The organism is Shewanella sp. WE21, from assembly GCF_002966515.1.
GTDB lineage: Bacteria > Pseudomonadota > Gammaproteobacteria > Enterobacterales > Shewanellaceae > Shewanella > Shewanella oncorhynchi.
Genome location: NZ_CP023019.1, coordinates 2,753,296 through 2,776,433, shown reverse-complemented (window position 1 = coordinate 2,776,433; position 23,138 = coordinate 2,753,296). Strand labels below are relative to the sequence as shown.

Here is a 23,138-nt window from a genome sequence, read left to right as displayed (position 1 = left end):
TGCATCTCTATCAGTCTTAATCAGCTAAGATAAAAGGCAGAAAAAATTATTGAGGTTCTGAGGTAAAACATAGCTAATTGTTTTTTTGTTACATTTAAATGCCATGTTAGCTTCTGTTTTCAATGTATCCCTGATGAACTCCGCAACAAAGAACTTTCAGCCACACAAAGTACTCATCCATACTGGGGTCTAATTCCAAATCATTATCCGACTTGCTTGAGCCTGACTGAAGTAACAAACGTCCCGTATAAGGAATCAGTTCAACATAACCTATTTCAAACTTTACACTCTCATCTACAATGCTTGGCAACCATTCAAGGAATGTTGGAAATTGATAAATAAATTTATCTGTTGCCGCTAGAAACAATTCAACCACATCAATGAAATCTTCAGTTTCGGATTCACTAGGTATGTAATATTCATGTTCTACAGCATTACGAACGGTATTAAGTTTCTTTAGAATTCTTGGAGTTACGATCCCACATTTCTGACAAAAATCTAAGTAATCATGGAAATTTGGAAACCCTTTTCTACTTGAAGAAAAGCCAAAAGCTTTCGCTATTGTTTCCACTTGTAAGTGCAATGCTCTTTTAGCATTTGACAAAGCATTTACCAAAATTCTGCTAGTTTTTTCTGGTGAACCAACAGTAATATCTTCTATCGCAAACTCTAAATATCGCCTCGGAGTTGTATCTACTGGGTACGAAATCTTATCTGAACTTGTAGAAAAGTGAGGATCTAAATCATCATAATTTGATGGTAGTGGAATCAATTATACTCTCCATGTAATAGAAGCAAACATTAAGTTCAATGGCAGAATTTTAGTCTATTTTTATAGGGTTAAAAAATAAAAATGCTCGGATGAGCTGCACTCCTTGGTCGACTCTTGATTAAAAATCAGGTGGTAAAGCCTCACGGCTTTGATTTTCTCTAAAAAATGAAACAAAAAGAAACGACCTAATACCTAGTCAACCCATTGCGAAAACAATGACGCCAAGTCACAGGCAAAACCAATGATTAACTGAATGAATCACTCAATTCGACTAATTCATGCTGGCGAGGATCACCTGCGTGGCATCAAAACAGGCGAAACATGATTCGCCGACAGCCAAACTCTGCATTTGGGTGAGTGGCATCACTGAATAGATGATGTCTTTGCCATCAATATCTATGGCTAATTCGGCCTTATCACCAAGTTCAGTCACGCTCAGCAAACGACCACTTAGGCAATTTTGCCCATCCACTTCACAGACATGAGTCGTCGCCAGTACAGCGGGGGCTTTAAACAGTAACAACACAGATTTATCCAGGGCTAACTGCAAGCGTTCGCAGCTCGAATGGGTCACTGAAATCTGAATCTGTTGTCCGCCCGCTAAAGTCACGCTGATGTTGTCATTTAATCCAAATGAATCAATGCTATTGATACGCCCCGTTAACTGATTGCGGGCGCTGGTGTTGAGAGAGAAATGCGCCATCACATCCAATAAACTGTGCATATCGACGGACTCATCGAGCAAGGCAGCCAAAGCCATTTCTTGTACTTGGGAGGTGATGGAATACACCTTAAGCAACCGTTCGCCAAATTCGGTGAGTTTAGCGCCGCCACCGCCTTTGCCGCCCTTTTCGCTACACACTACGGGTTCGGGCATGGCGGTGTTCATCTCATTGATCGCGTCCCACGCCGCTTTATAACTGATCCCCGCAAGCTTGGCACCTTGACTGATCGAGCCTGTGTTGGCAATCTGCTCAAGCAGGCTTATCCGCCTAGGATTGGCGAAGGGCTTATCCCCGAGGGAAAGCGTAAGTAATGCATGTAAATCCATCGTCTATCCAGCACCCAAGTCTGACTTGAGTCCTATTGTCCTTCATCGTCTTGAGGATACCAATAAGATTGCCGAGATATTTCAGCGGATGAATGCCATTAATCCGCAAGAAACCGCACACAGATCACTAATTGATTGCTTAGGGCTTGAATGATCGATGTATAGATTGGTATATAACGATCTCTTTTTATCACGGAGGAACACAATGAAATCCATTTACCTTAAGCAATTACTGCGTTTTACCACGGCTTCATTATTCACAATGGTACTGACATCTAGCCCAATTTTTGCGGCAGACAATGAGCAAGTGACTGTTTTTGCAGCAGCATCGCTCACCAATGCCCTTAACGAAATCGGCCAGCAATATGAAAAAGAACACAATACTAAGGTGATATTCTCCTTCGCCTCTTCCTCAACACTGGCAAAACAAGTGGCCAATGGTGCACCCGCCGATCTGTTTGTCTCGGCGAATCAAAAGTGGATGGATTATCTGGTCGATGCTAAAGCGGTCGATGTTAACAGCCGAAAAACCTTGTTAAAAAATACCTTAGTCTTGATTGCCGAGAAAAATAGTCCCATCACAGAAGTCGTGCTCAATGGCGATTGGGATATTAAAGCCGCATTAAAAGGCAGTCGTATGGCTGTTGGCGACCCTGATCATGTACCCGCTGGACAATATGCCAAGCAAGCCCTCGGAAACCTCAAGCTGTGGCAAGCCGCTGAGCCCTTACTCGCCCGTGCTAACAATGTCCGTGCCGCCCTCGCTTTGGTTGAACAGGGTGAAGCGACGCTTGGCATAGTGTATTCAACCGATGCGAAAGTCGCCCAAAAGATCAAAATCGTTGGCACCTTCCCAGAAACGAGTTACAGCCCAATTGAATACCCTATCGCCTTAGTCAAACAAGAATCGACCACAAGCGCCAAAGCGTTCAATGAGTATCTGCAGGGCCCAAGCGCAAAAAATGTGTTTGAGAAATATGGCTTTGGAGTGAATTAGGGTGCTGAGTGGTTCTTTGTTAAGCGGCTCATTTTTAAGCGGCTCTCTGCTAAGTGGCTCTCTTTTAAGCGACTATGAAATTGCCGCACTGCTGCTCAGTTTAAAGGTGTCATCCGTTGCCGTTATCGCCAGTTTACCCTTGGGTATTTTGTGCGCTTGGTTACTGGCAAGGGTCGAGTTTCCTGGCAAGGCTATATTTGACAGTGTGCTCCATCTACCACTGGTGTTACCGCCCGTGGTAGTGGGTTACCTCTTGCTGATCAGCATGGGCCGCCAAGGTTTTATCGGCCAGTGGTTATTTAATTGGTTTGGCATCAGTTTTAGCTTTAGTTGGCGCGGTGCGGCCCTCGCGGCGGCGATAGTGTCATTCCCGCTGATGGTCAGAGCCATACGCCAATCCTTTGAAACCGTTGATATTCGACTCGAGCAGGCCGCACGCACTTTAGGTAGCAGTCAATGGCGAGTATTTCTCACCATCACACTGCCGCTCACCTCTCCAGGGATAGTGTCAGGCATGATTATCGCCTTTGCCCGCAGCCTAGGGGAATTTGGCTCGACCATTACCTTCGTTTCTAATATTCCCGGTGAAACTCGTACAATTCCGCTCGCCATGTACTCTTTTATTGAAACCCCAGGGGCAGAATATCAGGCCATGCGCCTGTGCATTATCTCGATCGTTATCGCGCTCGCGTCTTTACTCGCCTCCCAATGGCTGAGTAAAAAAGCCCTGCAGAGGACAGCAAGCGTATGCTAAGGATAAATATTGAAAAACGGCTCGGACAACTGCAACTGAAAGTCGATACCCAATTGCCATTGCAAGGCGTGACAGCCGTTTTTGGCCGCTCGGGTGCGGGTAAGACCTCGCTCGTGAACCTACTTGGCGGGCTTTCGACCCCAGATAGCGGTGAAATCCGCCTCGGCGACAAACTGCTTTATCAACAAGGCAAAGTGAACCTTCCCCCAGAGAAACGCCAAATTGGCTATGTATTTCAAGAAGCACGACTGTTCCCGCACTATAGCGTGAAGGGCAATCTCAACTATGGTGTGCGTAAAGCTAACCCAGTCTTGTTCGATAGAATTGTGCAACTACTAGGGATTGAAAAACTCCTCAGTCGTTATCCCAGCACGCTATCGGGCGGTGAAAAACAACGGGTTGCCATTGGCCGTGCCCTGCTGACATCACCTGACATGCTGCTGATGGATGAGCCGCTGGCATCACTCGATTTACCCCGTAAACGCGAGTTGCTGCCCTACCTGCAAACCTTATCTCAGGAACTAAAACTGCCAATAGTGTATGTGAGCCACAGCCTAGATGAGATCTTACAACTGGCGGATTATATGCTGGTGCTGCATCAGGGGAAATTGATCGCCCAAGGGGCCTTAAGTGAAGTGTGGAATAGCGAGCAAATGCGGCCTTGGGTGCCATTGCAGGAACTCAGCTCACTCCTCAGTGCAAAGGTCGCCGACAGACATCCCGACTACCCCATGACGCGACTCGTGATGGATGATGGAAACTATTTGTGGGTAAGTGGCTATCTGGCTGAAACGGCAAAGAAACTCAAAGTGCGTATTCAGGCAAATCATGTCTCGGTTTGCACTGAGATCCCCAAAGGCTCAAGTATCCGCAACCTGCTAAAGGGAGAAATTAAAGAGTTATACCCCAGCGATAACGGCGAGCAAATCCAATTAAAAATCGCCCTAGGCCGCGATGAACTTTGGGCCAACATCACCCCTTGGGCCTGCGACGAACTGCAACTCACTCATGGAAAAGCGATTTATGCACAAATCAAAGGCGTGACTATGACGCAAATGGATATCGCCGAATCCCACTAGCTCAACCTAGAGCACCGTTCGAAAACCAAATTTCAGGCACAAAAAAACCGACTCTAGGTCGGTTTTAGTTCCTTCATCTGAAGGATTTGGTACCAGTGGCCAGACTCGAACTGGCACGCTTTTAAGGGCGGGGGATTTTGAATCCCCTGTGTCTACCGATTTCACCACACTGGCATATCAAATATGCACTTAGAAGCAATCAAAACAACTGGCTGTCTCTAAGTGCTGGGAATTATACCTTTGCTTATGACAATGGCAAGTCTTTTGCCGCGACTTTAATACAAATTGCATTTAACCGCTCAAAAATCATGCTCTTGGGGTTATTCTGCGCCATGGGATAATAAAAAAGCGGTATATTCTTTATCACTTTTTTGGATATGGTTTACCAACCAAGCTTTCAAGAAAGCCATTAATTCATCGGCAACATCTTCACCTCTAACAACCCGCTTTTGAAAATCAAGTACTTGCCCAACTAACTTGCCGTGCTTTTCCTTGTGACTGTCAGTTTGAGGGTAACCAAAACGCGCAAAGAGTTCCTCTTCATAGGCAAAGTGATTGGCGGTGTAATCCACTAACCCTTGTACGATACGTTTGATGGCTTCAAGTCCATACTCTTCATTTAATGTGCGGTGTAATTCATTGATCAATGAGACTAAGCGCTGATGTTGACGATTGATCTCTGGCATTCCTATGTCTAACTCAGGCCCCCATTTCACAAAGAGTTTATTTTGCGCCTGACTCGAATTAAAAAATGCCGCATTCACATGGAATCGATGCAGCAAGGAGCCGATTTCCTGCGACATGTTATACACTTTCAAACTCGATAAGTTAGTGTTGTTGGTGTGGGAGGCATTACTCAGGGCTAGCTCAGCCATCACACTGATATTTTTATTAATTTCCTCAGCTACTGTATGTTGTTGTCCCGATGCTGTGGCAATTTGGTGGGACATATCGGTAATGGTCTCCACCTGAGCGACAATCTGCCCGAGTGCACTGTGAGCTTGATCAACCATATCAGCCGTTTCGTCGGCAATCGCCACGTTTTTCAACATGACTTCAACACCATGTTGTGCGCCTTTTTGTAATGCGGCGATTTGCTGCTGGATCTCAACCGTTGCTTCGGATGTTCGTTTAGCAAGATTACGCACTTCATCGGCAACTACAGCAAAACCGCGGCCATGTTCACCCGCTCTCGCACTTTCAATGGCAGCATTTAAGGCGAGTAAATTGGTCTGTTCGGCCACCTGCGAAATGGTTTCAATAATGCTACTGATATTGTTGCTGTCGGCGGCCAAGTGCTCGATCACGGTTCGAGTATCATGGATCTGTTGCGACATAGCGCCAATTTTAGTGACTATGCCATTCATGATTTGATCGCCGCGCTTAGCAGAACTTTGGGCAATATCAGCTGCCTGCGCAGCACTCACCGCATTTTGCGATACGGCTTGTACGCTTGAAACCATCTGCGTCATTGCACTGGCTGCCAGTTCAGTTTGATGCTCTTGCTCTAACACGCCTTGCTTTGCCTGTTCACTGATAACCTTGATATCCGAGGCGACTTTTTTCATCCCTTCACAGGTATCAGATAAAGACAAAATCGTACGGCTGACATCCTCACCCATGCGATTAATGTTATGTACTACCTTAATGAACACACCCGCATCTTTCTCTTCCAATTGATAACTTAAATCTCCCTCGCCTAAGTGGTGTGCTGCACGTTCAAGTTGTCTCAAATTACGAATTAATTTATTTATGTTGAACATTAAAATGGCGGCGAGCGCGCTTAAACACAAAATAGCAACAAAGTGCCCTGTGATCACCAAACAATAGAGGGGATAAATCAGCAACAATAGTGGCGCAAAGATAGAATTATATCCCATTGAATCCTTGTGACTTTTTTTAGAATCCATTTTTTACTCCTTTAAAAAACTGATATCGCGCCTTCATATAAAAACAAGAACGAATAAATGGAATAGCGCGTTAACTGAATATCGATCGAGTTGAATAGGTTAATCCTAGACGCTAACGGAAGAAGAAACAAAGCTAAATTGTTTGAACTCGTCGCTGTTAAGCACATCCTTAAATTTGACCAAGATCACAGAGTTAACTAAGGGTTATGACTTTGTATTCCTATGTCGATTTTTTATTGATCGAGATCAGTATTTTAGCTATCGAATACCGCTAATTTAGCGAGGACTTCACAGGAAAGAGGATTTCAGTCATGGCATTTTGGTTAGATCTAATGTTTGGTAACCCCATAGGCTTACTTTCAATGATCGTTATCTTTAGCACAATAGGGATAGTGTCTTATATCACTTGGATGTTCATTGTGAAGTCGGCACCGAAACCATAGTTTTTGCTCCAGTTGTTCTTCATGTTTCTTGTATAAATGCAAAATCTAGGGGGTTTTATCACCCCCATTTTTTGTTGTCTCGCATGTTAAAAATGCTAACTAAACCATAGCTAGCACTCATCCGAGTGAGGTAGAACACGCCTATGCTGCGTGTTTTCTGTTTTGTACTAATCCATTCAAAAATTGCGGGCGCGCCTTAATCAACGACTGCATTTCTTCTTGGCTCGGCTCACCGGCTGGCAAACGCAGCACATCACGGTTGAGGTACATACGCGCTTTCATGGCAATCTTATAGTCAGCGGTCGGTCCCTGAATTGCATAATGGCGCTCATTACCGAGCTTCTCTAAGATACAGGCATTCACTAAACTTTTTACAGCGGGTTCATTTTGCGGCAGAGTCAAAATCGTGGCGCCTTGAAGAAAGAATTCCCTCACTAAAGCTCGCTCAGCGGGATCAAGTAGATTCACTTTAGCTTCAATCGTCTCAATAACGCGCTTATCACTTAAATGACGGATAGACTCATCTAAGCCTAAGTTAATTAATTGACTCAAAAAATAAGCGATAGAAACGATTAGACCTAATCCAACAAACTGTGCATGTTCTGGCACAAATTTATCGAGCGCCAGCACTGCCAGCACATTAGGGGGAATAAGAAGTAAGACAGAACAACTCACCATAAGCCACAGCATGACTCTAAACATCATTTTCTTCGGGCTAAAAAACTTAACTGAATCCAGCTTGAGTTTAAACATAGTGCTATCCCAGTGACAAAAAATTGAACTTATCGGCTAATAAGCAAATTTAATGCCACAAATGAAGACAATTTCGTTGATTTTATCTGCGAGAAAATGCACTTTCTGGATCTGTAGGTCTATGCTTATAAGCATCTCAAGCCGCTATTGCATAAAGAAAATTTAAGATGCTGACATTCTTTAGCCAACTTATCAAAAGCCCCATAGGCAGGCACCTTACCCTGTCTATTGTACTTTTTAGTTCTGTTATCACCTTAATCACCACTGCATATCAGTTGATCAGTGATTATCGCAATGATGTAGTGCGTATCGATAGAGTATTTTCCAACATGGAAAAGGTGAACTTAGATGTGCTCGCCGCCAGTATTTGGGTTATTGACGAGCGGCTCATTAACACTCAGCTCAATGGGCTAATTCAGCTGCCCGATATTAACTATATTTCGATTAAAGATGACAGCGGCCAAGCATGGAATGCAGGCGAGCAGAAACAAGAACACTCCTTAGATAAAACCTTTCCTTTAGTCTATAAATCACCGACTGAAAACATCAATGTCGGCACACTCGAAATACAAGTCGATGTCGATGCTATCTATCAACGCTTGTATGATAAGGCCATTATCATTCTGCTTTCTAATGGCATTAAAACCTTCTTAGTGGCTGGGTTTATTCTATTTTTAGTGTGGTTCAACATTACTAAACACTTAGATAAACTCAGCCAATACTGCAAAAATATCGACATAGACCATGAATACGAGCCACTACAATTTGACCGTCATGAAAAAATTGATGAATTCAAACAAGTCGCCGATTCCATCAATAGCATGCAAGTACAACTTAGAAGCTCATTTAGCGCCTTAAAGAATTCTAAGACGGAACTGCAAATAGCCTTAGAAGATAGAGAGCGGCTACTCAAGCTCGAACGTAGCTATAAAGAAGAGCTCGCAAGGCAAGTAAAAGAAAGAACACTAGAGTTAGAACAATCCCTTAGCGCACTAAAACGAGCACAACAGGTTTTAGTTGAGCAAGAAAAAATGGCGGCCTTGGGTGGACTCGTGTCAGGGGTTGCACATGAGATAAACACCCCAATTGGCATTTGTTTGACGGCGGCAAGTGCGCAGCTCAGCCATATTGAAGAACTGATCGACCTGATCCACAGCGATCAAGCCACACTAGATGAGATAAATGAAATACTTAATGAGTACCAAGAAAGCTGTGAACTCATTGTCCGTAATATCACCAAAGCCAGTAGTTTAATTCAAAAATTTAAAACGATCGCCATCGATCGCAGTCATGAAGAACACCAATGCTGTAATCTAAACCAGCAGCTACATGAAATCCTAGAGTCGACATTAATTATGCATCCCAATGTTAACGCCTCAACGGAGATCAACGTGGAGCCTACACTCAATATCAAAACCAATATCAGTTTGTTAAATCAAATTGTTAGTAATATTCTCTCGAACGCCTTTACCCATGCATTCCAAGGACATGAAGACAATCTTATCCACATTAGTGCGACTTTGGATGAAGAATCAATTCAAATCAGCATTCAAAATAATGGCTTAGCCATTCCAGCCGATGTTGCTGAGCACATGTTCGAACCCTTCTTTACTACAAATCGTAATAAAGGTGGTACTGGCTTAGGATTATCAGCGGCCTTTAATGCCGCAACACTGTTGAAAGGCACTATGAGTTATCGCGCAGACTCAAAACTAGGCGGCCCACAATTTGATATTAAATTCCCATACACTCAATGTGAACCAGTCAATAATCAACAAGATTTTTATATCTAACTATAACCTAATGAAATTACATAATATTGAAGGGGTATCACCGCCCTTGAAAGCGGTGATATCTTGACTGAATCTAGTTTAAGAGTTTAAACCGCCTCTTGAGCCTGCTGTGCCAATCGCGCTAACACGCGACTTGCCGCCACAAAACCAAATGTCCCAGTTACCATAGTCACAGCCCCAAAACCAGAAGCACAATCCATCCTCATGCTGCCATCAGCCGCCGCTTTAGTAACGCACACTGAGCCATCGGCTTGGGGATACACTAACTGCTCACTGGAAAAAACAGCATCGATAGCAAACCGGCGTTGCAGGTTTTTAGAGAAGTTATACTCGCGGCGCAAAATATTACGCACTTTGGCTAGCAAAGGATCTTGGTAGGTTTTAGCGAGATCAGTTAACTGAATTTGCGTCGGATCTGTCTGTCCACCCGCACCGCCCACTGTCACTATCTTAATTTTTTGACGTTTACACCAAGCAATTAACGCAGCCTTCTGCTTAACGGCATCAATACAATCAATAACATAATCAATATTGCCACCCTCTTTAGCCCCGAGCAAATACTCGCCTAGATTATCCAATGTAATAAAATCTTCAATTTCATTCACTTGGCAATCAGGATTAATTTCACGGATCCGCTGCGCCATCACAGCGACTTTAGAGCTGCCGATAGTGGAACTGAGCGCGTGAATTTGACGGTTAGTGTTAGTGACACAGATATCGTCTAAATCCATCAAGCTTATCTGTCCGATGCCGCTTCGCGCTAAGGCCTCTGCCGCCCAAGTACCGACGCCACCAATACCAATCACCACCACGTGGGATGTGGCAAATTTAGCCAGAGCCTTTTGTCCATACAAACGGCCAATTCCGCCAAATCGATTTAGATAGGCCTCAGTCATAAATACTTACCTTATATTACCCAATAACAGCAGGAGCGCTTGCCCTAGCATCCAGTAAACACCAGCTGGGACAGCTTAAAAGCAACACCAGAAATGTGCCGTGGATTCTAAACGATATCGACATAAACCGAAATCAGATCCTCAGCCACCAAACACCAGATGCAAAGGGATACGAATACTAAATGAGTGTAATAAAAGCAAAGGCCCATCATTTACAACCGAGTAATTTGGTAATCGACTTAATAAAAACATGTATTTCACTTGTAAAACAATATGTTGAATAAGCCATCCTTTATATGAAACATGATCAAGATCACACTTTATCATTTCAAGTCTGTGCAGACTTTGCCGCATAAAAGCTCAACAGCATGCATAGATACTGAAGTTATCAATGCATATAACAGCGATAAGCACAGGAAAATGAAGATGAAAAAGAATCTACTGACGACGGCTATTATTTCTAGCCTCACACTCTATTCATTCACAGCACTCGCCGATGGCCCTGAATTCTATGGTCATGCTGATCTTGCCATTACCAATTCAGACACAGGTTATGCAACTCAAAACCAAAAGGAGGGCACTGTTCTTGAAAACAACTTCTCTTGGTTAGGCGTAAAAGGTTCTGAAACTGTAAGCCCTTACTTTGACATCATTTATCAAATGGAATTTGGTGTCGAAAACTTTGACAACTCAAATAAAACCTTCAATGCCCGTAATACATTCCTAGGTATCAGAAGTGCCGCAGGTACGGCTTTAGTGGGTCGTAACGATACCGTATTTAAAGCAGCTGAAGGTAGCTTCGATCTTTTCGGTAATACCAATGCTGATATCGACTTACTGGTTGCAGGCCAAACACGCTCAGCCGATGGCATTTCTTACTATTCACCTAAAATTGCCGATCTCGTGACGCTTAATGCCACTTATCTGATGAGTGATAACTATGACCAAGTGGATAGCAATGGCAACGACGTGTATAGCAAAGATCAAATGTATGCTCTGAGCGCCACCTTAGGGGATAAAGCCTTTAAAGCACAAAACTACTATGTCGCTGCCGCCTATAGTGATGGTATTGATAACGTTGAAGCCTATCGTGGTGTGGCCCAAGCTAAATTCGGTGACGTAATCTTAGGTGCCTTATATCAACACAGTGAGCATGTAGATAATAAGTTTGCCAATCTCTCAGGCGATACCTATTTTGTCAACGCAGCCTACTTAATTGGCGACTTAAAACTAAAGATGATGTACGGCAAAGATGACTCAGGTCTAGGCAAGTACGTGAGCCGTTATGTTGGTGACCAAGACAACAGTGGCCTAGAACAGGTCCGTGATGTTGACCTGCAACAGTTCAGTGTGGGTGCAGATTACCGCCTGAGCACTAAGACTATGGTCTATGGTCACTACACACGCTTCGATGGTGATCTTATGTTGGCCGATGTAAAGCAAGACCTGAATGACAACATCTTTACTGTCGGTTTACGCGTTGATTTTTAAATAGATTAATCAACTAACCCCAAGGTTATTTATTGATAAAAAAGCGGCTTCGGCCGCTTTTTCTGCTTAGATATCGCCCCCAAACACAAATCTATAACCAATATGACAGACTTGCTACAGCATTAGTATATGCTACAGTTACCCTCGCCGACGCACTATCTAAGGCAATCCGCCTTACCTACCACTTAAGTAGTAAGTGAAAAATAGAGTTTTACCCCTTTCAGGTAAATTTGCAGTCAAGATATAAGGAAAGATCCCAGAAATGGCCCGAATATAGGCAAGGAGAGCCAAAAACATGATCTGCGCCACAGCCTGCGAGTCGTAAAACTGTAAAAATCGGCGGCAACTTTGTTACCGACTCAGGTAGCAAATGCGTTAAACCACACAAAAACCATGAAAAATGGATAAGAACTTAGGTTCGAGGGAGCACAAAATATGAAAAAGACATTCATCTCTGCATCAGTTGCATCAGTATTGGCATTGGCTTCATTCGGTGCGCTAGCCGAAGGCCCAAGCTTCTATGGTCGTTTAGAGCTTGCTCTAACCCATACTGACACAGGTGCCACTCTACAATCAGGTACTAACGGCTTAGAAGCAAACTATGCCGATGAGAATAACGCAGGTACTTATTTAGAAAACAACTTCTCTCTATTAGGTGTTAAAGGTTCAGAAAAAATTGCTGATGGCTTTGACGTTATCTACCAAATGGAATTCCAAGTTGAAAACACTTCTGGTGCAGGTGATGTTTTCAAAGCACGTAACACTTTCTTAGGTTTAAAAACTAACGCTGGTACTGTGTTAGTGGGTCGTAATGACTCAGTATTCAAACAAGCCGAAGGTGCTGTGGATATTTTCGGTAACACTAACGCCGATATCGACCGTTTAGTCAGTGCCCAAACTCGTACTGCCGATGGTGCTTGGTACTATTCACCAAAAATTGCAGGCTTAGTGACATTAAACGCTAACTATCAATTTGATGATAACGACACTACAGCTAAGACTTCTGAAAGCCTATATGCATTAAGCGCAACTCTAGGTGACAGCAAGTTTAAAGAACAGAATTACTATGCTGCAGTAGCCTATAACAAAGGCATCGCGGGTGTTGATGCATACCGTTTAGTCGGCCAAGCAAAATTCGGTCAATTCAAAGTCGGTGGTTTATTCCAAAACTCTGAAGATGTTGTGAACAATGACATCGAAGGTAACACTTACTTTGTTAACGTTTCTTATGATCTGAACGGTGTAAACCTGAAGGCTGAATACGGCATTGATGAAGCTGGTTTAGGTGGCGCTTACACTAAACTGGGCGGCGTAAAAGGTGCTGATGACATCAACTTCCAAAACTTCAACATTGGTGCTGATTATCGCTTAGCGAAATCAACTATGATCTATGGTCAATACGCTATGTACCGTGGTGATTTTACTGTTGCTAATGCTAAAACAGATCTACAAGATGACAACGTATTCTCTGTAGGCGTACGTTACGACTTCTAATCTCTTACCTAAGAGATAATAGAAACCTACTGTAGTAATACAGTAGGTTTTTTTATGCCTCAAATCTAATCCAAAACGCAAAAAAAAACCACCTAAGCCAAACTGAGGTGGTTTTAGTTAACCCATTTAATTCTTTTACAGCATTGAAACCATTACAAAGCATTAGATGCTCGCTAAAGCATCACCACCGTCACCTAATTCAACACTATCGACACGTTGTAATCCTCTAGGCAATTTTGCACCACGACGTCCACGTTCACCTCGATAATGCTCAAGATCGCTTGGCTTCAGTGTGAGTTTGCGCTTACCTGCCCACAAGGTAACCGGCGTATCACTCGGCACTAATTGTAAATGCGTCATAAGTTCATCGCGACTCTTGGCCCTTTCGGTTGGTATGCCAATAATTTTATTACCTTTACCCTTGGATAATTGCGGTAACGCTTCTAGCGAAAACAGTAACATCCGCCCTTCGTTTGTGATCGCTAGCAGTGACATTTCTTTAGTGCGGTCGATCAACTTAGGCGTTAATGATTTAGCGTTTGTTGGTAGACTCAGCAAGGCTTTACCTGCCTTATTGCGCGACACCATATCGTTGTATGAACAAATAAAACCGTAACCTGCATCCGTAGCTAACAAGTAACATTGGTCTTCTTCACCCATCAACACATGCTGCATGGTTTCGCCAGGTGCCATATTGAAGCGAGTCGTAATAGGCTCACCTTGGCTACGGGCCGATGGCAGAGTATGGCTATCCGTCGCAAAAGCCCGCCCAGACGAATCAATAAACACTGCGGCCTGATTGCTACGTCCCATCGCGCTACATAGATATTGGTCGCCAGACTTATAGGAGAGCGACAAAGGATCGATATCGTGGCCCTTAGCACAACGCACCCAACCTTTTTCAGATAAGACAACAGTCACGGCTTCTGTCGGCGTTAACTCTTGTTCAGTTAATGCTTTAGACTCATTACGCAATACGATTGGCGAGCGACGATTATCACCATAGGTTTCGGCATCTTGAATTAATTCTTTCTTGATCAACGTCTTCAAGCGACGCTCTGAGCCCAATAACTGCTCCAGTTTTTCGCGTTCGGCTTCAAGCTCATTTTGTTCGGCCGTGATCTTAAATTCTTCTAACTTAGCTAAATGCCGTAACTTTAACTCGAGGATCGATTCGGCTTGTTTATCACTGAGTGAAAAACGGGCCATCAACTCGGCTTTAGGATCATCGTGAAAACGAATAATCTCGATCACTTCATCAATGTTGAGGAAAGCGATCATTAGGGCTTCGAGTATATGTAACCGCGATACCACCTTGTCTAAACGATATTCTAAACGACGTTTAACCGTATCAACGCGGAACTCTAACCACTCAGTTAATAAGGTTTTCAACCCTTTAACTCGCGGACGTCCATCGAGACCCAGCACGTTTAAGTTAACTCTAAAGCTCTTTTCTAAATCTGTGGTGGCAAACAAATGCGCCATCAGTTGATCGCAATCGACGCGATTGGAGCGCGGTACCACCACAAGACGCACTGGGTTTTCATGATCCGACTCATCGCGTAAATCGGCCACCATAGGCAATTTCTTCGCCTGCATTTGACCGGCGATTTGCTCTAAAATTTTACCGCTACTGGCTTGATGTGGCAGCGCCGTTATGATGATTTCACCGCCATCGACAGTGTAAACCGCACGTGCTCTTAATGACCCACGGCCCGACTCATAAATTTTTGCAATATCGGCAGACGGGGTAATAATCTCGGCTTCAGTTGGATAATCAGGACCTGGTACAAAGGCCATCAATTGCTCGAGTTCAAGCTTAGGATCATCGAGCAATGCTACGCAGGCGGAGACTAATTCTCTCACGTTATGCGGCGGAATATCCGTCGCCATACCTACGGCAATACCAGTAATACCATTGAGTAAGATATGCGGTAAACGTGCAGGCAGTACTTTAGGTTCCTTCAAAGTACCGTCGAAGTTAGCACCCCACTCGACCGTACCTTGTCCCAGTTCACTGAGTAACACTTCAGAGAATTTAGAGAGACGTGCTTCGGTATAACGCATAGCCGCAAATGACTTAGGATCATCGGGGGCACCCCAGTTACCTTGGCCATCGACTAACGGGTAGCGATATGAAAATGGCTGCGCCATCAATACCATAGCCTCATAACAGGCACTATCGCCGTGAGGATGGTATTTACCTAATACGTCACCAACCGTACGAGCCGACTTTTTATGCTTAGATTGAGCCGATAAACCTAACTCACTCATCGCATAGATAATTCGACGCTGTACCGGTTTAAGTCCATCACCAATGTGTGGCAGGGCTCGGTCCATAATGACGTACATGGAATAGTTCAGATAAGCCTCTTCGGTAAAGCGCCGCAATGGCATTTGCTCTACCCCATCGAGACTTAACTTGATAGCGTCACTCATTTTCTTCTAGTTCCTGTGTTTCTTCAGTACTATCGCCCTTATAAAACAAGCGATACACGTTACCTTTTAAATCATCGGAGATGTACATAGCACCATCGGATGCCGATAACAGCGCAAAGGGTCGAGCAACGGGAAATTCACCGTCAAGGAAACTAACAACCGTTTCACGACTCACCACTTTTTGATCTTCAATCTTCAACATCACCACTTGATAGCCAACTTTACTCGAACGATTCCACGAGCCATTTTCGGCGACAAACAACTGATTATGGTAAATATCGGGAAATTGACTGCCGCGATAAAATGCAAGTCCCGTGGGTGCAACATGGGCTGGCAACTCATACATTGGCAGAGTGATTTTTAAATTTTTCGGTTTTTCATAGGCAGGTTCGACAACACTACTGGCATGTAAATAAGGGAAGCCATAATGACTCCCTATCACATCGATGCGGTTAATCTCATCGGGTGGCAAGTTGTCCCCCATCCAATCACGGCCTTGATCGGCAAACCATAATTTTTTGTCTATTGGCGACCAATCAAATCCACTTGCATCACGCACACCAGCCGCAATCTGCTCACTCGCGCCTGTATCAACATTGATCGCTATGATACTACTGTAAGGCACTGGCGCTTCACAGACGTTACAGGGCGCACCAATAGACACATATAAACGGCCATCTGGGCCAAAATTAATTGCCCGAGAACTTTTCTTCTCTGAGTAAGGCAAGTCACTGTAAATCTCTTTGGGTCGACTCGGGCGGCGCAATCTTTGCTCAATATCAACAAAGCGTACTATTTGATTTTCAGTGGCGACAAACAAGTCACCATTGTGGAATGCAATCGCATCGGGTGATTCAAGCCCTTTGGCTATCACATAGCGCTTATCGACACGACCATCTTGATTACTATCAACGAGAGCATGGATAGTGCCGCTCTTATTGGAACCGACAAATAAAGTGCCATTAGCCCCCATCGCCATCTGCTTAGCATCGCCAATATCCGAGGCATAAAGCGATAAACCAAACCCCTTAGCGACGGTAATCATGATCGATTGGGAACCCGCAAAGGCGCTATTGCAGAGCAATAACGTCACACTCGCTAAGAGTGTAAAACCGGCAGAAAACACCTTTAAGCAATTATAATTATTAGTTTTAATATACAACATTGTAATTTTCTTTATGCCTATGTTTTATTGTTATCGGCAATAGTGCACAACATTAAAGTAAAGCCATGTCACCCTTATCTTCAAGCCAGTTTTTACGGTCCGGCGAACGCTTCTTAGCGAGCAACATATCCATCAAAGCATCCGTTTCTTCGATGTCATCTATCGTCAACTGTACTAAACGACGGGTGTTTGGATCCATCGTTGTTTCACGAAGTTGTAAAGGATTCATCTCACCCAAGCCCTTAAAGCGGGTGACTTGTACCTTACCCTTTTTATTCTCAGCGGCAATACGGTCTAAAATACCCGCTCTTTCTGCCTCATCTAAGGCGTAATAAACCTCTTTGCCGATATCAATACGGAACAACGGCGGCATAGCAATATACACATGACCCTGCTCAACTAAGATACGGTAATGCTTCAAAAATAGCGCGCATAACAAGGTAGCAATGTGCAGTCCGTCTGAGTCGGCATCCGCAAGGATACAAATCTTGCCATAACGTAATTCAGAAATATCACTGCTATCGGGATCGCAACCAATCGCGACCGAAATATCATGGACTTCCTGTGAAGCTAACACCTGCGAAGCATCGACTTCCCAGGTATTCAAGATTTTTCCACGCAGCGGCATGATGGCTTGAAACTCACGATCGCGGGCCTGTTTAGCACTACCACCCGCAGAATCCCCTTCCACGAGGAATAACTCTCCGCGCATCGGATCTTGGCCACTACAGTCTGTCAGCTTACCCGGCAGTGCAGGTCCCGAAGTCACCTTTTTGCGGGCCACTTTTTTGGCGGCCTTTAAGCGACTCTGGGCATTATTAATGCACATTTCGGCTAAGGATTCAGCTAACTCGGTATTTGAGTTCAACCAGAGTGAGAATGCGTCACGCACAACACCAGACACAAAAGCAGCGCATTGGCGACTAGAAAGCTTTTCTTTTGTTTGACCAGCGAATTGCGGTTCTTGCATCTTCACCGACAATATAAACGCGGCGCGATCCCAAATGTCTTCGGGTGAAAGTTTAATGCCACGGGGAATTAAATTTCTGAACTCACAAAATTCGCGCATCGATTCCAATAAACCTTGGCGGAAACCATTCACATGGGTACCACCGAGCGGAGTCGGAATTAAGTTAACATAACTCTCGCCAATGGATTCACCGCCTTCTGGCAACCAAGTAATGGCCCAATCTGCGGCTTCTAGCTGGCCCTTAAAACAGCCGACAAACGGCTCTTCTGGCAATCTTAAATTGTCACCGATAGCCGCCTTTAAATAATCAGTTAGGCCGCTTTCATAGAACCATTCATGGACTTCGTTTGTCTGTTTATTGGTAAATTTGATCCGTAAACCTGGGCACAGTACCGCTTTAGCCCGCAGCAGATAAATCAGTTTTGAATTTGAGAAGTTAGCCGAATCAAAATAGCTCGCATCGGGCCAAAAATGCACTCGAGTCCCCGTATTACGACGGCCACAGGTCCCTGTTGGGCGTAAATCTTCAACTTTAAAGCCATTTTCAAAAGCGATGTCATACACTTGGCCATCACGGCGAACCGTGACTTCGACACGGCGCGACAAAGCGTTGACCACCGAGATACCGACACCGTGTAAACCACCGGAGAACTGGTAGTTTTTATTCGAAAATTTACCGCCGGCATGCAATTTGGTCAGAATTAACTCAACCCCAGGAATGCCTTCTTCTGGGTGGATATCCACTGGCATACCACGGCCATCATCAGTGACTTCGAGGGAGTTATCTGTATGTAGAACAACTTCAATTTTTGTCGCGTGACCTGCCAATGCCTCATCGACACTGTTATCTATGACCTCTTGGCCCAAATGGTTCGGTCTGGAGGTGTCGGTATACATACCTGGACGGCGTTTAACAGGATCGAGTCCGTTGAGAACTTCAATGGCGTCAGAGGTGTATTGATTTGTCATAGGGCACGCTATAGGTTGTTATATCCGGCCATGTTGCGGCTCGGCATGTCAGTTTGTCAAGGTAAGTGTAAAAATTGGCTTACAGTTTGCAGATGCGACTCATAACCAACAAAGCTGTGATCACCACCCGCTTCAACTCGCAATTGACAGTGATGATACTTATTGACCGCTTCGCGATAATCCAGCACATCATCACCTGTCTGCAATAATACCAAAAAACGATCCGGATTGCGGATCACAGCCGTATTAAATTCAGCGACTTCAGACTTATGCTCAGGTAAGACAAGATAATGCTGTTCAGTGTAAGGATTGAATTGCGGCCCCATAAACTCATCGAACAACTCAAAGGGTTTTACCGCAGGATTAACTAACACCGCTTTGCCACCATAGGTTTCGGCTAAATAGCTGGCGAAATACCCACCTAAAGATGAGCCTATATAAGCTAATGGCTCTTTGGCATCAATCGCAGCCTCAACATAAGCGGTTAAGAGCACCATCGCAGCCTTAGGTGTATTAGGCAATTGGGGCTGATGGAAGGCCACACTAGGATGATGCCGCGCCATGTACTTAGCCGTCATCACAGCTTTATCTGAAAATGGAGAGCTATTAAAACCGTGAATATAAAGCAGCATATTTCCTCAGGCTGCGGCTATTCGCGTTAATAACCGCTAGAGTTGTTGTCGGGGGAAAAATGGTTACCCGGTACGCGATACACTTTAGTGTTGATGCTACCATCGGCTTTCAACTCCAGCAAACGATAACCCGGTTGAACGCCATCCAAGGCAAAATAAGGCGATAACGGCTTAAATTGAATACAAGTGGAAGGTGTCGCCATCAACTGCAACGTGCCATGGGGCCCATTATGATGGGTATCAATACATTGGTGCACATGTCCCCAGAGCAATCCTTTGACCTGCGGATATTTTGCCACTCGCGCGATAAACTCGGCGCCATTGTCCATGCAGTGCTGATCCAGCCAAGTACAATTCACAACGATGGGATTGTGATGCATCACCAGTAAAGTATGGCATTCAGGATGTGCGGCAATAGCTTCATCAATTAATTCGAACTGAGTCTCGGCCATATTGCCGCCAGGCTTTCCCCGCACGGTTGAATCCAACATGAGGATTTGCCAGTTTCCCGCCAGAATACGCTGCTGCCCAAAAATCTGTTCACCCTGCATGTGCAGATACATGATCCGTGGATCGTCATGATTTCCAGGAAGATAATGGCAAGGTAAGCCAACGGGGGTGACTGCTTTCACAAATTGCTGATAGGACTCAGCCGAATAGTCTTGACTCAAATCGCCCGTGGCGAGCATCAAGTGAGCAGGATAGTCCACAGCTCTAATCGTATTTAATACGGCAGCAAAACTTTTGCTAGTATTAACTCCTAATAGCTGAGCTTCAGGATCGGCAAAAAGATGCGGATCTGTGACTTGCACGATACGCACGCTTTCCCCTTCAGCTATGGAGTAAGAGACAGCCTCTTTCAGCACATTGAATACCCAATTCTAAGACTGGCACACGACACTGTGTTGGTAACCAATCTTTAATAACTCTTCCAGGAATGCATTCACCTGGTACTTTTCATCACTTTGATACATGCGTACATTGGGATAATCATACACTGGGCGTAATTGGTAAATCTGTTGGCCAGTTAACACTTCTGCTAATTTAGCATCGTGATAAATTCTCACTAACACCTTGGGAGTATTGATAAACTCCTTTATTTCGATGGGACGAGATATCTCAACTAGCTGAGTATATTTGGTATTTTCTAAAATTCGCACTACTAATATACCAAACTCACCTTCGAGTCGCCATGACTCACCGATAGCTATCTCTAACGGTAACCATTTCAACATGTAGCCATAATTACGCCCGCACAGTGCTAAAAAATCACTGACGTTGGGTTTATAGCGCCGTTTTAGACTCGAAGTAGCCAAATTCATCCCAATTTAAACCAGTTGCTGATAGTTTAATTGTAACCATTGTAATCCAATAACGGTCGACGCATTATCAATCTCGCCCGCAACCACTCGCTCATAAGCTTGCTCGCGGCTCATGACATGCAATCGAATATCTTCGTGCTCTTCAGCTAATCCATGCAATCCACGGGCGTCGTTTGAATCGACATCAGCCCAATAGAAATAGAAACGTTCTGTACTACCACCTGGGCTCGCTAAATAGCTATTTACACTGTGTATTTGCTTAGCCATTAAGCCAGTTTCTTCCATTAATTCGCGGTGTGCAACATCCAGAGGCGTTTCTGCGGGCGCAATCATACCCGCGACTAACTCAAGAAGCCAAGGAGATTTAGCGGTTGCTAATGCAGGAAAACGTACCTGTTCGATGAGTACGACTTTATCTTGCTTGGCATCATAGGGAAGAACGACCACAGCATGACCCCGTTCAAACACTTCGCGAGTGACAGGCTTACTCCAGCCACCAGCGAATAATTTATGCTTGAAAGTGTATTCGTCCATTGAGAAAAAACCTTGATAAAGGGATTTTTTTCCTAAGATCTCAATATCCGTTTGCGAAAAAACAGGGGGTTTCATACTCTATCCTTAAAAGTTAAATTTGCGCCTATAATCAAGGCAATTTGAGCACATTTTTAAAATAAAATCTGTTACACTTCGAATTTGACTTGAAAGTGTCAGAGTTCTTAGACTCTAGGTCATTAAGTTTTAGCTGTATCGGGAAGCGTCGGGAAGCGCAAACCGCCTTGGTAAAGGCATTACTTAGTCTAAACGAAGTTAAAATATTCCTCCGTGGGGGGATTTTGTCTAATAAGGACAGCAAATGAAATTTAAGATCCATAATTTATGCGCAGCATTAACACTTGCGGCTTCCGCTTCAGCGGTGCAAGCAGATGATTTGTTGCAAATTTATCAGCAAGCACTGACCAGCGACCCGCTCGTATTGCAAGCCCAAGCCCAGCGTAATGGTTTGTTTGAGAAAATCGAACAAAACCGCGCTCCGCTGTTGCCAACCATTAGTGCAAACGTCGGTTATGACAAAGCTTGGAATGATCCGAAGGATGATGCAAGTGGTCTAGTAGGTAGCCTGAAATTAAATCAAGTCATCTATGATCACAGTGCTTGGGTTGGTTTAAGTCTTGCTGAGAAAGCCGCTTCTCAAGCTGATTCCGCTTATGCTTCAGCATTACAAAACTTGATTACTCGTATCACTAAAGCCTATTTCGATGTATTAACGGCGAAAGACAACTACGAGTTCCAAGGTGCAGAAAAACGCGCAATCGAGCGTCAACTTGAACAAACTAAACAACGTTTCGCAGTGGGTTTAACCGCGATTACCGATGTGCATGAAGCTCAAGCGCAATATGACTTAGCCTCAGCCACTGAAATTTTAGCCGAAAACACGCTCGCCAATAGTTATGAAGCCTTACGTGAAATCACAGGTATCGATCACAAGACGATTAATGTGTTAGATACCAACCGTTTCTCAGCCGTTACGCCAGCGCCAACGTCATCTAGCGAATGGTTAAAAATTGCTGAAACCAATAGTGTTGATTTAATGACTCAACGTATTGGTAAAGATATTGCCCAAGAGACCATTAAGCTTTATCAAGCAGGCCACATGCCGTCTTTAAGCTTAAATGCCGGTTACAACAAAGGTCTTGAGCAAAAAATGGGTAATCTCAACGAACCTGATTTTGATAATGTCAGCGTTGGTGTCAACTTAAGCATTCCGATTTTCGAAGGTTTTAAAGTCAGCTCACAAGTTAATGAAGCACAATTCCAGTATGTTGAAGCAAGTGAAAAGCTTGAGCAAATTTACCGTGGTGTAGTGAAAAACGTTCGTAATAACTACAACAACGTAGGTGCTTCTATCAGCTCAATCAAAGCTTATGAGCAATCTGTTATTTCATCAGAAAGTGCCCTAAAAGCCACTCAAGCGGGTTTCGAAGTGGGTACTCGTACTATCGTTGATGTTTTGAACCGTACCCGTGACTTGTACGACTCAAAACGTAAATTATCCGATGCGCGCTATAGCTACATCAATTCAGTTGTTGCACTAAAGCAAGCTGCGGGTACATTGAATGAAGATGATGTTATCGCCATCAATAATGGCTTGATTGCACAGTAACAACGCTCTCAGTCATTAAATATAAAAAAACCGCCATTTGGCGGTTT

At 44.1% G+C, this 23,138-nt stretch carries 20 protein-coding genes and 1 tRNA gene; 8 read left to right on the top strand and 13 right to left on the bottom strand.

The window, feature by feature from the left end; genetic code table 11:
• Positions 1-106: 106 nt before the first annotated feature.
• Together CKQ84_RS12170 and CKQ84_RS12165 are read right to left on the bottom strand one after the other, a co-directional pair.
• Positions 107-772, bottom strand: coding sequence for a hypothetical protein (locus CKQ84_RS12170; protein WP_105251486.1), 666 nt, complete (start codon positions 770-772; stop codon positions 107-109).
• 271 nt (positions 773-1,043) lie between these two features.
• Positions 1,044-1,823, bottom strand: coding sequence for a TOBE domain-containing protein (locus CKQ84_RS12165; RefSeq protein WP_105251485.1), 780 nt, complete (start codon positions 1,821-1,823; stop codon positions 1,044-1,046).
• A gap of 205 nt (positions 1,824-2,028) precedes the next feature.
• Here CKQ84_RS12165 and modA point away from each other — a divergent pair, with 205 nt between their 5' ends.
• From modA to modC, 3 genes are read left to right on the top strand one after another with little or no spacing between them, the layout of a single operon-like run.
• On the top strand, positions 2,029-2,820 hold the full coding sequence (modA, locus tag CKQ84_RS12160) for a molybdate ABC transporter substrate-binding protein (RefSeq protein WP_105251484.1): 792 nt from the start codon (positions 2,029-2,031) through the stop codon (positions 2,818-2,820).
• A gap of 16 nt (positions 2,821-2,836) precedes the next feature.
• Positions 2,837-3,574: a molybdate ABC transporter permease subunit gene (gene modB / locus CKQ84_RS12155; protein WP_105253055.1), complete on the top strand. Its 738-nt coding sequence runs from the start codon at positions 2,837-2,839 to the stop codon at positions 3,572-3,574.
• Positions 3,568-4,653: a molybdenum ABC transporter ATP-binding protein ModC gene (gene modC, locus CKQ84_RS12150; RefSeq protein ID WP_105251483.1), complete on the top strand. Its 1,086-nt coding sequence runs from the start codon at positions 3,568-3,570 to the stop codon at positions 4,651-4,653. Before modB ends, modC begins: the two co-directional genes overlap by 7 nt.
• A gap of 87 nt (positions 4,654-4,740) precedes the next feature.
• On the opposite strand, the gene CKQ84_RS12145 is transcribed toward modC, so the two are convergent.
• Together CKQ84_RS12145 and CKQ84_RS12140 are read right to left on the bottom strand one after the other, a co-directional pair.
• A tRNA-Leu gene (locus CKQ84_RS12145) sits at positions 4,741-4,827 on the bottom strand.
• 146 nt (positions 4,828-4,973) lie between these two features.
• Positions 4,974-6,563: a bacteriohemerythrin gene (locus CKQ84_RS12140; RefSeq protein WP_105251482.1), complete on the bottom strand. Its 1,590-nt coding sequence runs from the start codon at positions 6,561-6,563 to the stop codon at positions 4,974-4,976.
• 311 nt (positions 6,564-6,874) lie between these two features.
• On the opposite strand from CKQ84_RS12140, the gene CKQ84_RS12135 reads away from it, so the two are divergent.
• Entirely contained in the window at positions 6,875-7,006 is a 132-nt protein-coding gene (locus CKQ84_RS12135; protein WP_105251481.1) for a DUF3149 domain-containing protein, read from the top strand.
• Positions 7,007-7,147: 141 nt separating this feature from the next.
• Here the strand turns inward: CKQ84_RS12135 and CKQ84_RS12130 are convergent, their stop codons facing one another.
• A complete protein-coding gene (locus tag CKQ84_RS12130; RefSeq protein ID WP_105251480.1) occupies positions 7,148-7,759 on the bottom strand; it encodes a superinfection exclusion B family protein in 612 nt (203 codons plus the stop codon).
• Positions 7,760-7,926: 167 nt separating this feature from the next.
• Between CKQ84_RS12130 and CKQ84_RS12125 the strand changes: the two genes are divergently transcribed.
• Positions 7,927-9,552 (top strand): ATP-binding protein, encoded by a 1,626-nt coding sequence (locus CKQ84_RS12125; RefSeq protein ID WP_105251479.1) that lies wholly within the window; start codon positions 7,927-7,929, stop codon positions 9,550-9,552.
• 86 nt (positions 9,553-9,638) lie between these two features.
• Here the strand turns inward: CKQ84_RS12125 and tcdA are convergent, their stop codons facing one another.
• Positions 9,639-10,448: a tRNA cyclic N6-threonylcarbamoyladenosine(37) synthase TcdA gene (tcdA, locus tag CKQ84_RS12120; protein ID WP_105251478.1), complete on the bottom strand. Its 810-nt coding sequence runs from the start codon at positions 10,446-10,448 to the stop codon at positions 9,639-9,641.
• A 426-nt stretch (positions 10,449-10,874) separates the two neighbouring features.
• Here tcdA and CKQ84_RS12115 point away from each other — a divergent pair, with 426 nt between their 5' ends.
• Entirely contained in the window at positions 10,875-11,939 is a 1,065-nt protein-coding gene (locus tag CKQ84_RS12115) for a porin (RefSeq protein ID WP_105251477.1), read from the top strand.
• Between the two features lie 435 nt (positions 11,940-12,374).
• Positions 12,375-13,433: a porin gene (locus CKQ84_RS12110; protein ID WP_105251476.1), complete on the top strand. Its 1,059-nt coding sequence runs from the start codon at positions 12,375-12,377 to the stop codon at positions 13,431-13,433.
• Positions 13,434-13,595: 162 nt separating this feature from the next.
• Here the strand turns inward: CKQ84_RS12110 and parC are convergent, their stop codons facing one another.
• Genes parC through nudF form a run of 7 tightly spaced genes read right to left on the bottom strand, consistent with a single transcriptional unit; the run spans position 13,596 to position 21,539 of the window.
• Positions 13,596-15,872 (bottom strand): DNA topoisomerase IV subunit A, encoded by a 2,277-nt coding sequence (parC, locus tag CKQ84_RS12105; protein ID WP_105251475.1) that lies wholly within the window; start codon positions 15,870-15,872, stop codon positions 13,596-13,598.
• Positions 15,865-17,037 (bottom strand): sorbosone dehydrogenase family protein, encoded by a 1,173-nt coding sequence (locus CKQ84_RS12100; protein WP_105251474.1) that lies wholly within the window; start codon positions 17,035-17,037, stop codon positions 15,865-15,867. Before CKQ84_RS12100 ends, parC begins: the two co-directional genes overlap by 8 nt.
• A 52-nt stretch (positions 17,038-17,089) precedes the next feature.
• Positions 17,090-18,976, bottom strand: a complete 1,887-nt coding sequence (gene parE / locus CKQ84_RS12095) for a DNA topoisomerase IV subunit B (RefSeq protein WP_105251473.1) — start codon at positions 18,974-18,976, stop codon at positions 17,090-17,092.
• Positions 18,977-19,032: 56 nt separating this feature from the next.
• On the bottom strand, positions 19,033-19,608 hold the full coding sequence (locus tag CKQ84_RS12090; RefSeq protein WP_105251472.1) for a YqiA/YcfP family alpha/beta fold hydrolase: 576 nt from the start codon (positions 19,606-19,608) through the stop codon (positions 19,033-19,035).
• 26 nt (positions 19,609-19,634) lie between these two features.
• Complete coding sequence (gene cpdA, locus CKQ84_RS12085) at positions 19,635-20,474, bottom strand: 3',5'-cyclic-AMP phosphodiesterase (protein WP_105251471.1); 840 nt, start codon at positions 20,472-20,474, stop codon at positions 19,635-19,637.
• Positions 20,475-20,489: 15 nt separating this feature from the next.
• Entirely contained in the window at positions 20,490-20,930 is a 441-nt protein-coding gene (locus tag CKQ84_RS12080) for a DUF1249 domain-containing protein (RefSeq protein ID WP_105251470.1), read from the bottom strand.
• A gap of 6 nt (positions 20,931-20,936) precedes the next feature.
• Positions 20,937-21,539, bottom strand: a complete 603-nt coding sequence (gene nudF / locus CKQ84_RS12075; RefSeq protein ID WP_028759445.1) for an ADP-ribose diphosphatase — start codon at positions 21,537-21,539, stop codon at positions 20,937-20,939.
• Positions 21,540-21,783: 244 nt separating this feature from the next.
• On the opposite strand from nudF, the gene tolC reads away from it, so the two are divergent.
• Complete coding sequence (tolC, locus tag CKQ84_RS12070; protein ID WP_105251469.1) at positions 21,784-23,091, top strand: outer membrane channel protein TolC; 1,308 nt, start codon at positions 21,784-21,786, stop codon at positions 23,089-23,091.
• Positions 23,092-23,138 lie beyond the last annotated feature (47 nt).

Excerpts from the sequence above, each read along its gene's own strand:
- CKQ84_RS12165 (WP_105251485.1), bottom strand. The coding sequence starts at position 1,823 with ATGGATTTACATGCATTACTTACGCTTTCCCTCGGGGATAAGCCCTTC.
- modA (WP_105251484.1), top strand. The coding sequence starts at position 2,029 with ATGAAATCCATTTACCTTAAGCAATTACTGCGTTTTACCACGGCTTCA.
- modC (WP_105251483.1), top strand. The coding sequence starts at position 3,568 with ATGCTAAGGATAAATATTGAAAAACGGCTCGGACAACTGCAACTGAAA.
- CKQ84_RS12140 (WP_105251482.1), bottom strand. The coding sequence starts at position 6,563 with ATGGATTCTAAAAAAAGTCACAAGGATTCAATGGGATATAATTCTATC.
- CKQ84_RS12135 (WP_105251481.1), top strand. The coding sequence starts at position 6,875 with ATGGCATTTTGGTTAGATCTAATGTTTGGTAACCCCATAGGCTTACTT.
- CKQ84_RS12130 (WP_105251480.1), bottom strand. The coding sequence starts at position 7,759 with ATGTTTAAACTCAAGCTGGATTCAGTTAAGTTTTTTAGCCCGAAGAAA.
- CKQ84_RS12125 (WP_105251479.1), top strand. The coding sequence starts at position 7,927 with ATGCTGACATTCTTTAGCCAACTTATCAAAAGCCCCATAGGCAGGCAC.
- tcdA (WP_105251478.1), bottom strand. The coding sequence starts at position 10,448 with ATGACTGAGGCCTATCTAAATCGATTTGGCGGAATTGGCCGTTTGTAT.
- CKQ84_RS12115 (WP_105251477.1), top strand. The coding sequence starts at position 10,875 with ATGAAAAAGAATCTACTGACGACGGCTATTATTTCTAGCCTCACACTC.
- CKQ84_RS12110 (WP_105251476.1), top strand. The coding sequence starts at position 12,375 with ATGAAAAAGACATTCATCTCTGCATCAGTTGCATCAGTATTGGCATTG.
- parC (WP_105251475.1), bottom strand. The coding sequence starts at position 15,872 with ATGAGTGACGCTATCAAGTTAAGTCTCGATGGGGTAGAGCAAATGCCA.
- CKQ84_RS12100 (WP_105251474.1), bottom strand. The coding sequence starts at position 17,037 with ATGTTGTATATTAAAACTAATAATTATAATTGCTTAAAGGTGTTTTCT.
- parE (WP_105251473.1), bottom strand. The coding sequence starts at position 18,976 with ATGACAAATCAATACACCTCTGACGCCATTGAAGTTCTCAACGGACTC.
- CKQ84_RS12090 (WP_105251472.1), bottom strand. The coding sequence starts at position 19,608 with ATGCTGCTTTATATTCACGGTTTTAATAGCTCTCCATTTTCAGATAAA.
- CKQ84_RS12080 (WP_105251470.1), bottom strand. The coding sequence starts at position 20,930 with ATGAATTTGGCTACTTCGAGTCTAAAACGGCGCTATAAACCCAACGTC.
- nudF (WP_028759445.1), bottom strand. The coding sequence starts at position 21,539 with ATGAAACCCCCTGTTTTTTCGCAAACGGATATTGAGATCTTAGGAAAA.
- tolC (WP_105251469.1), top strand. The coding sequence starts at position 21,784 with ATGAAATTTAAGATCCATAATTTATGCGCAGCATTAACACTTGCGGCT.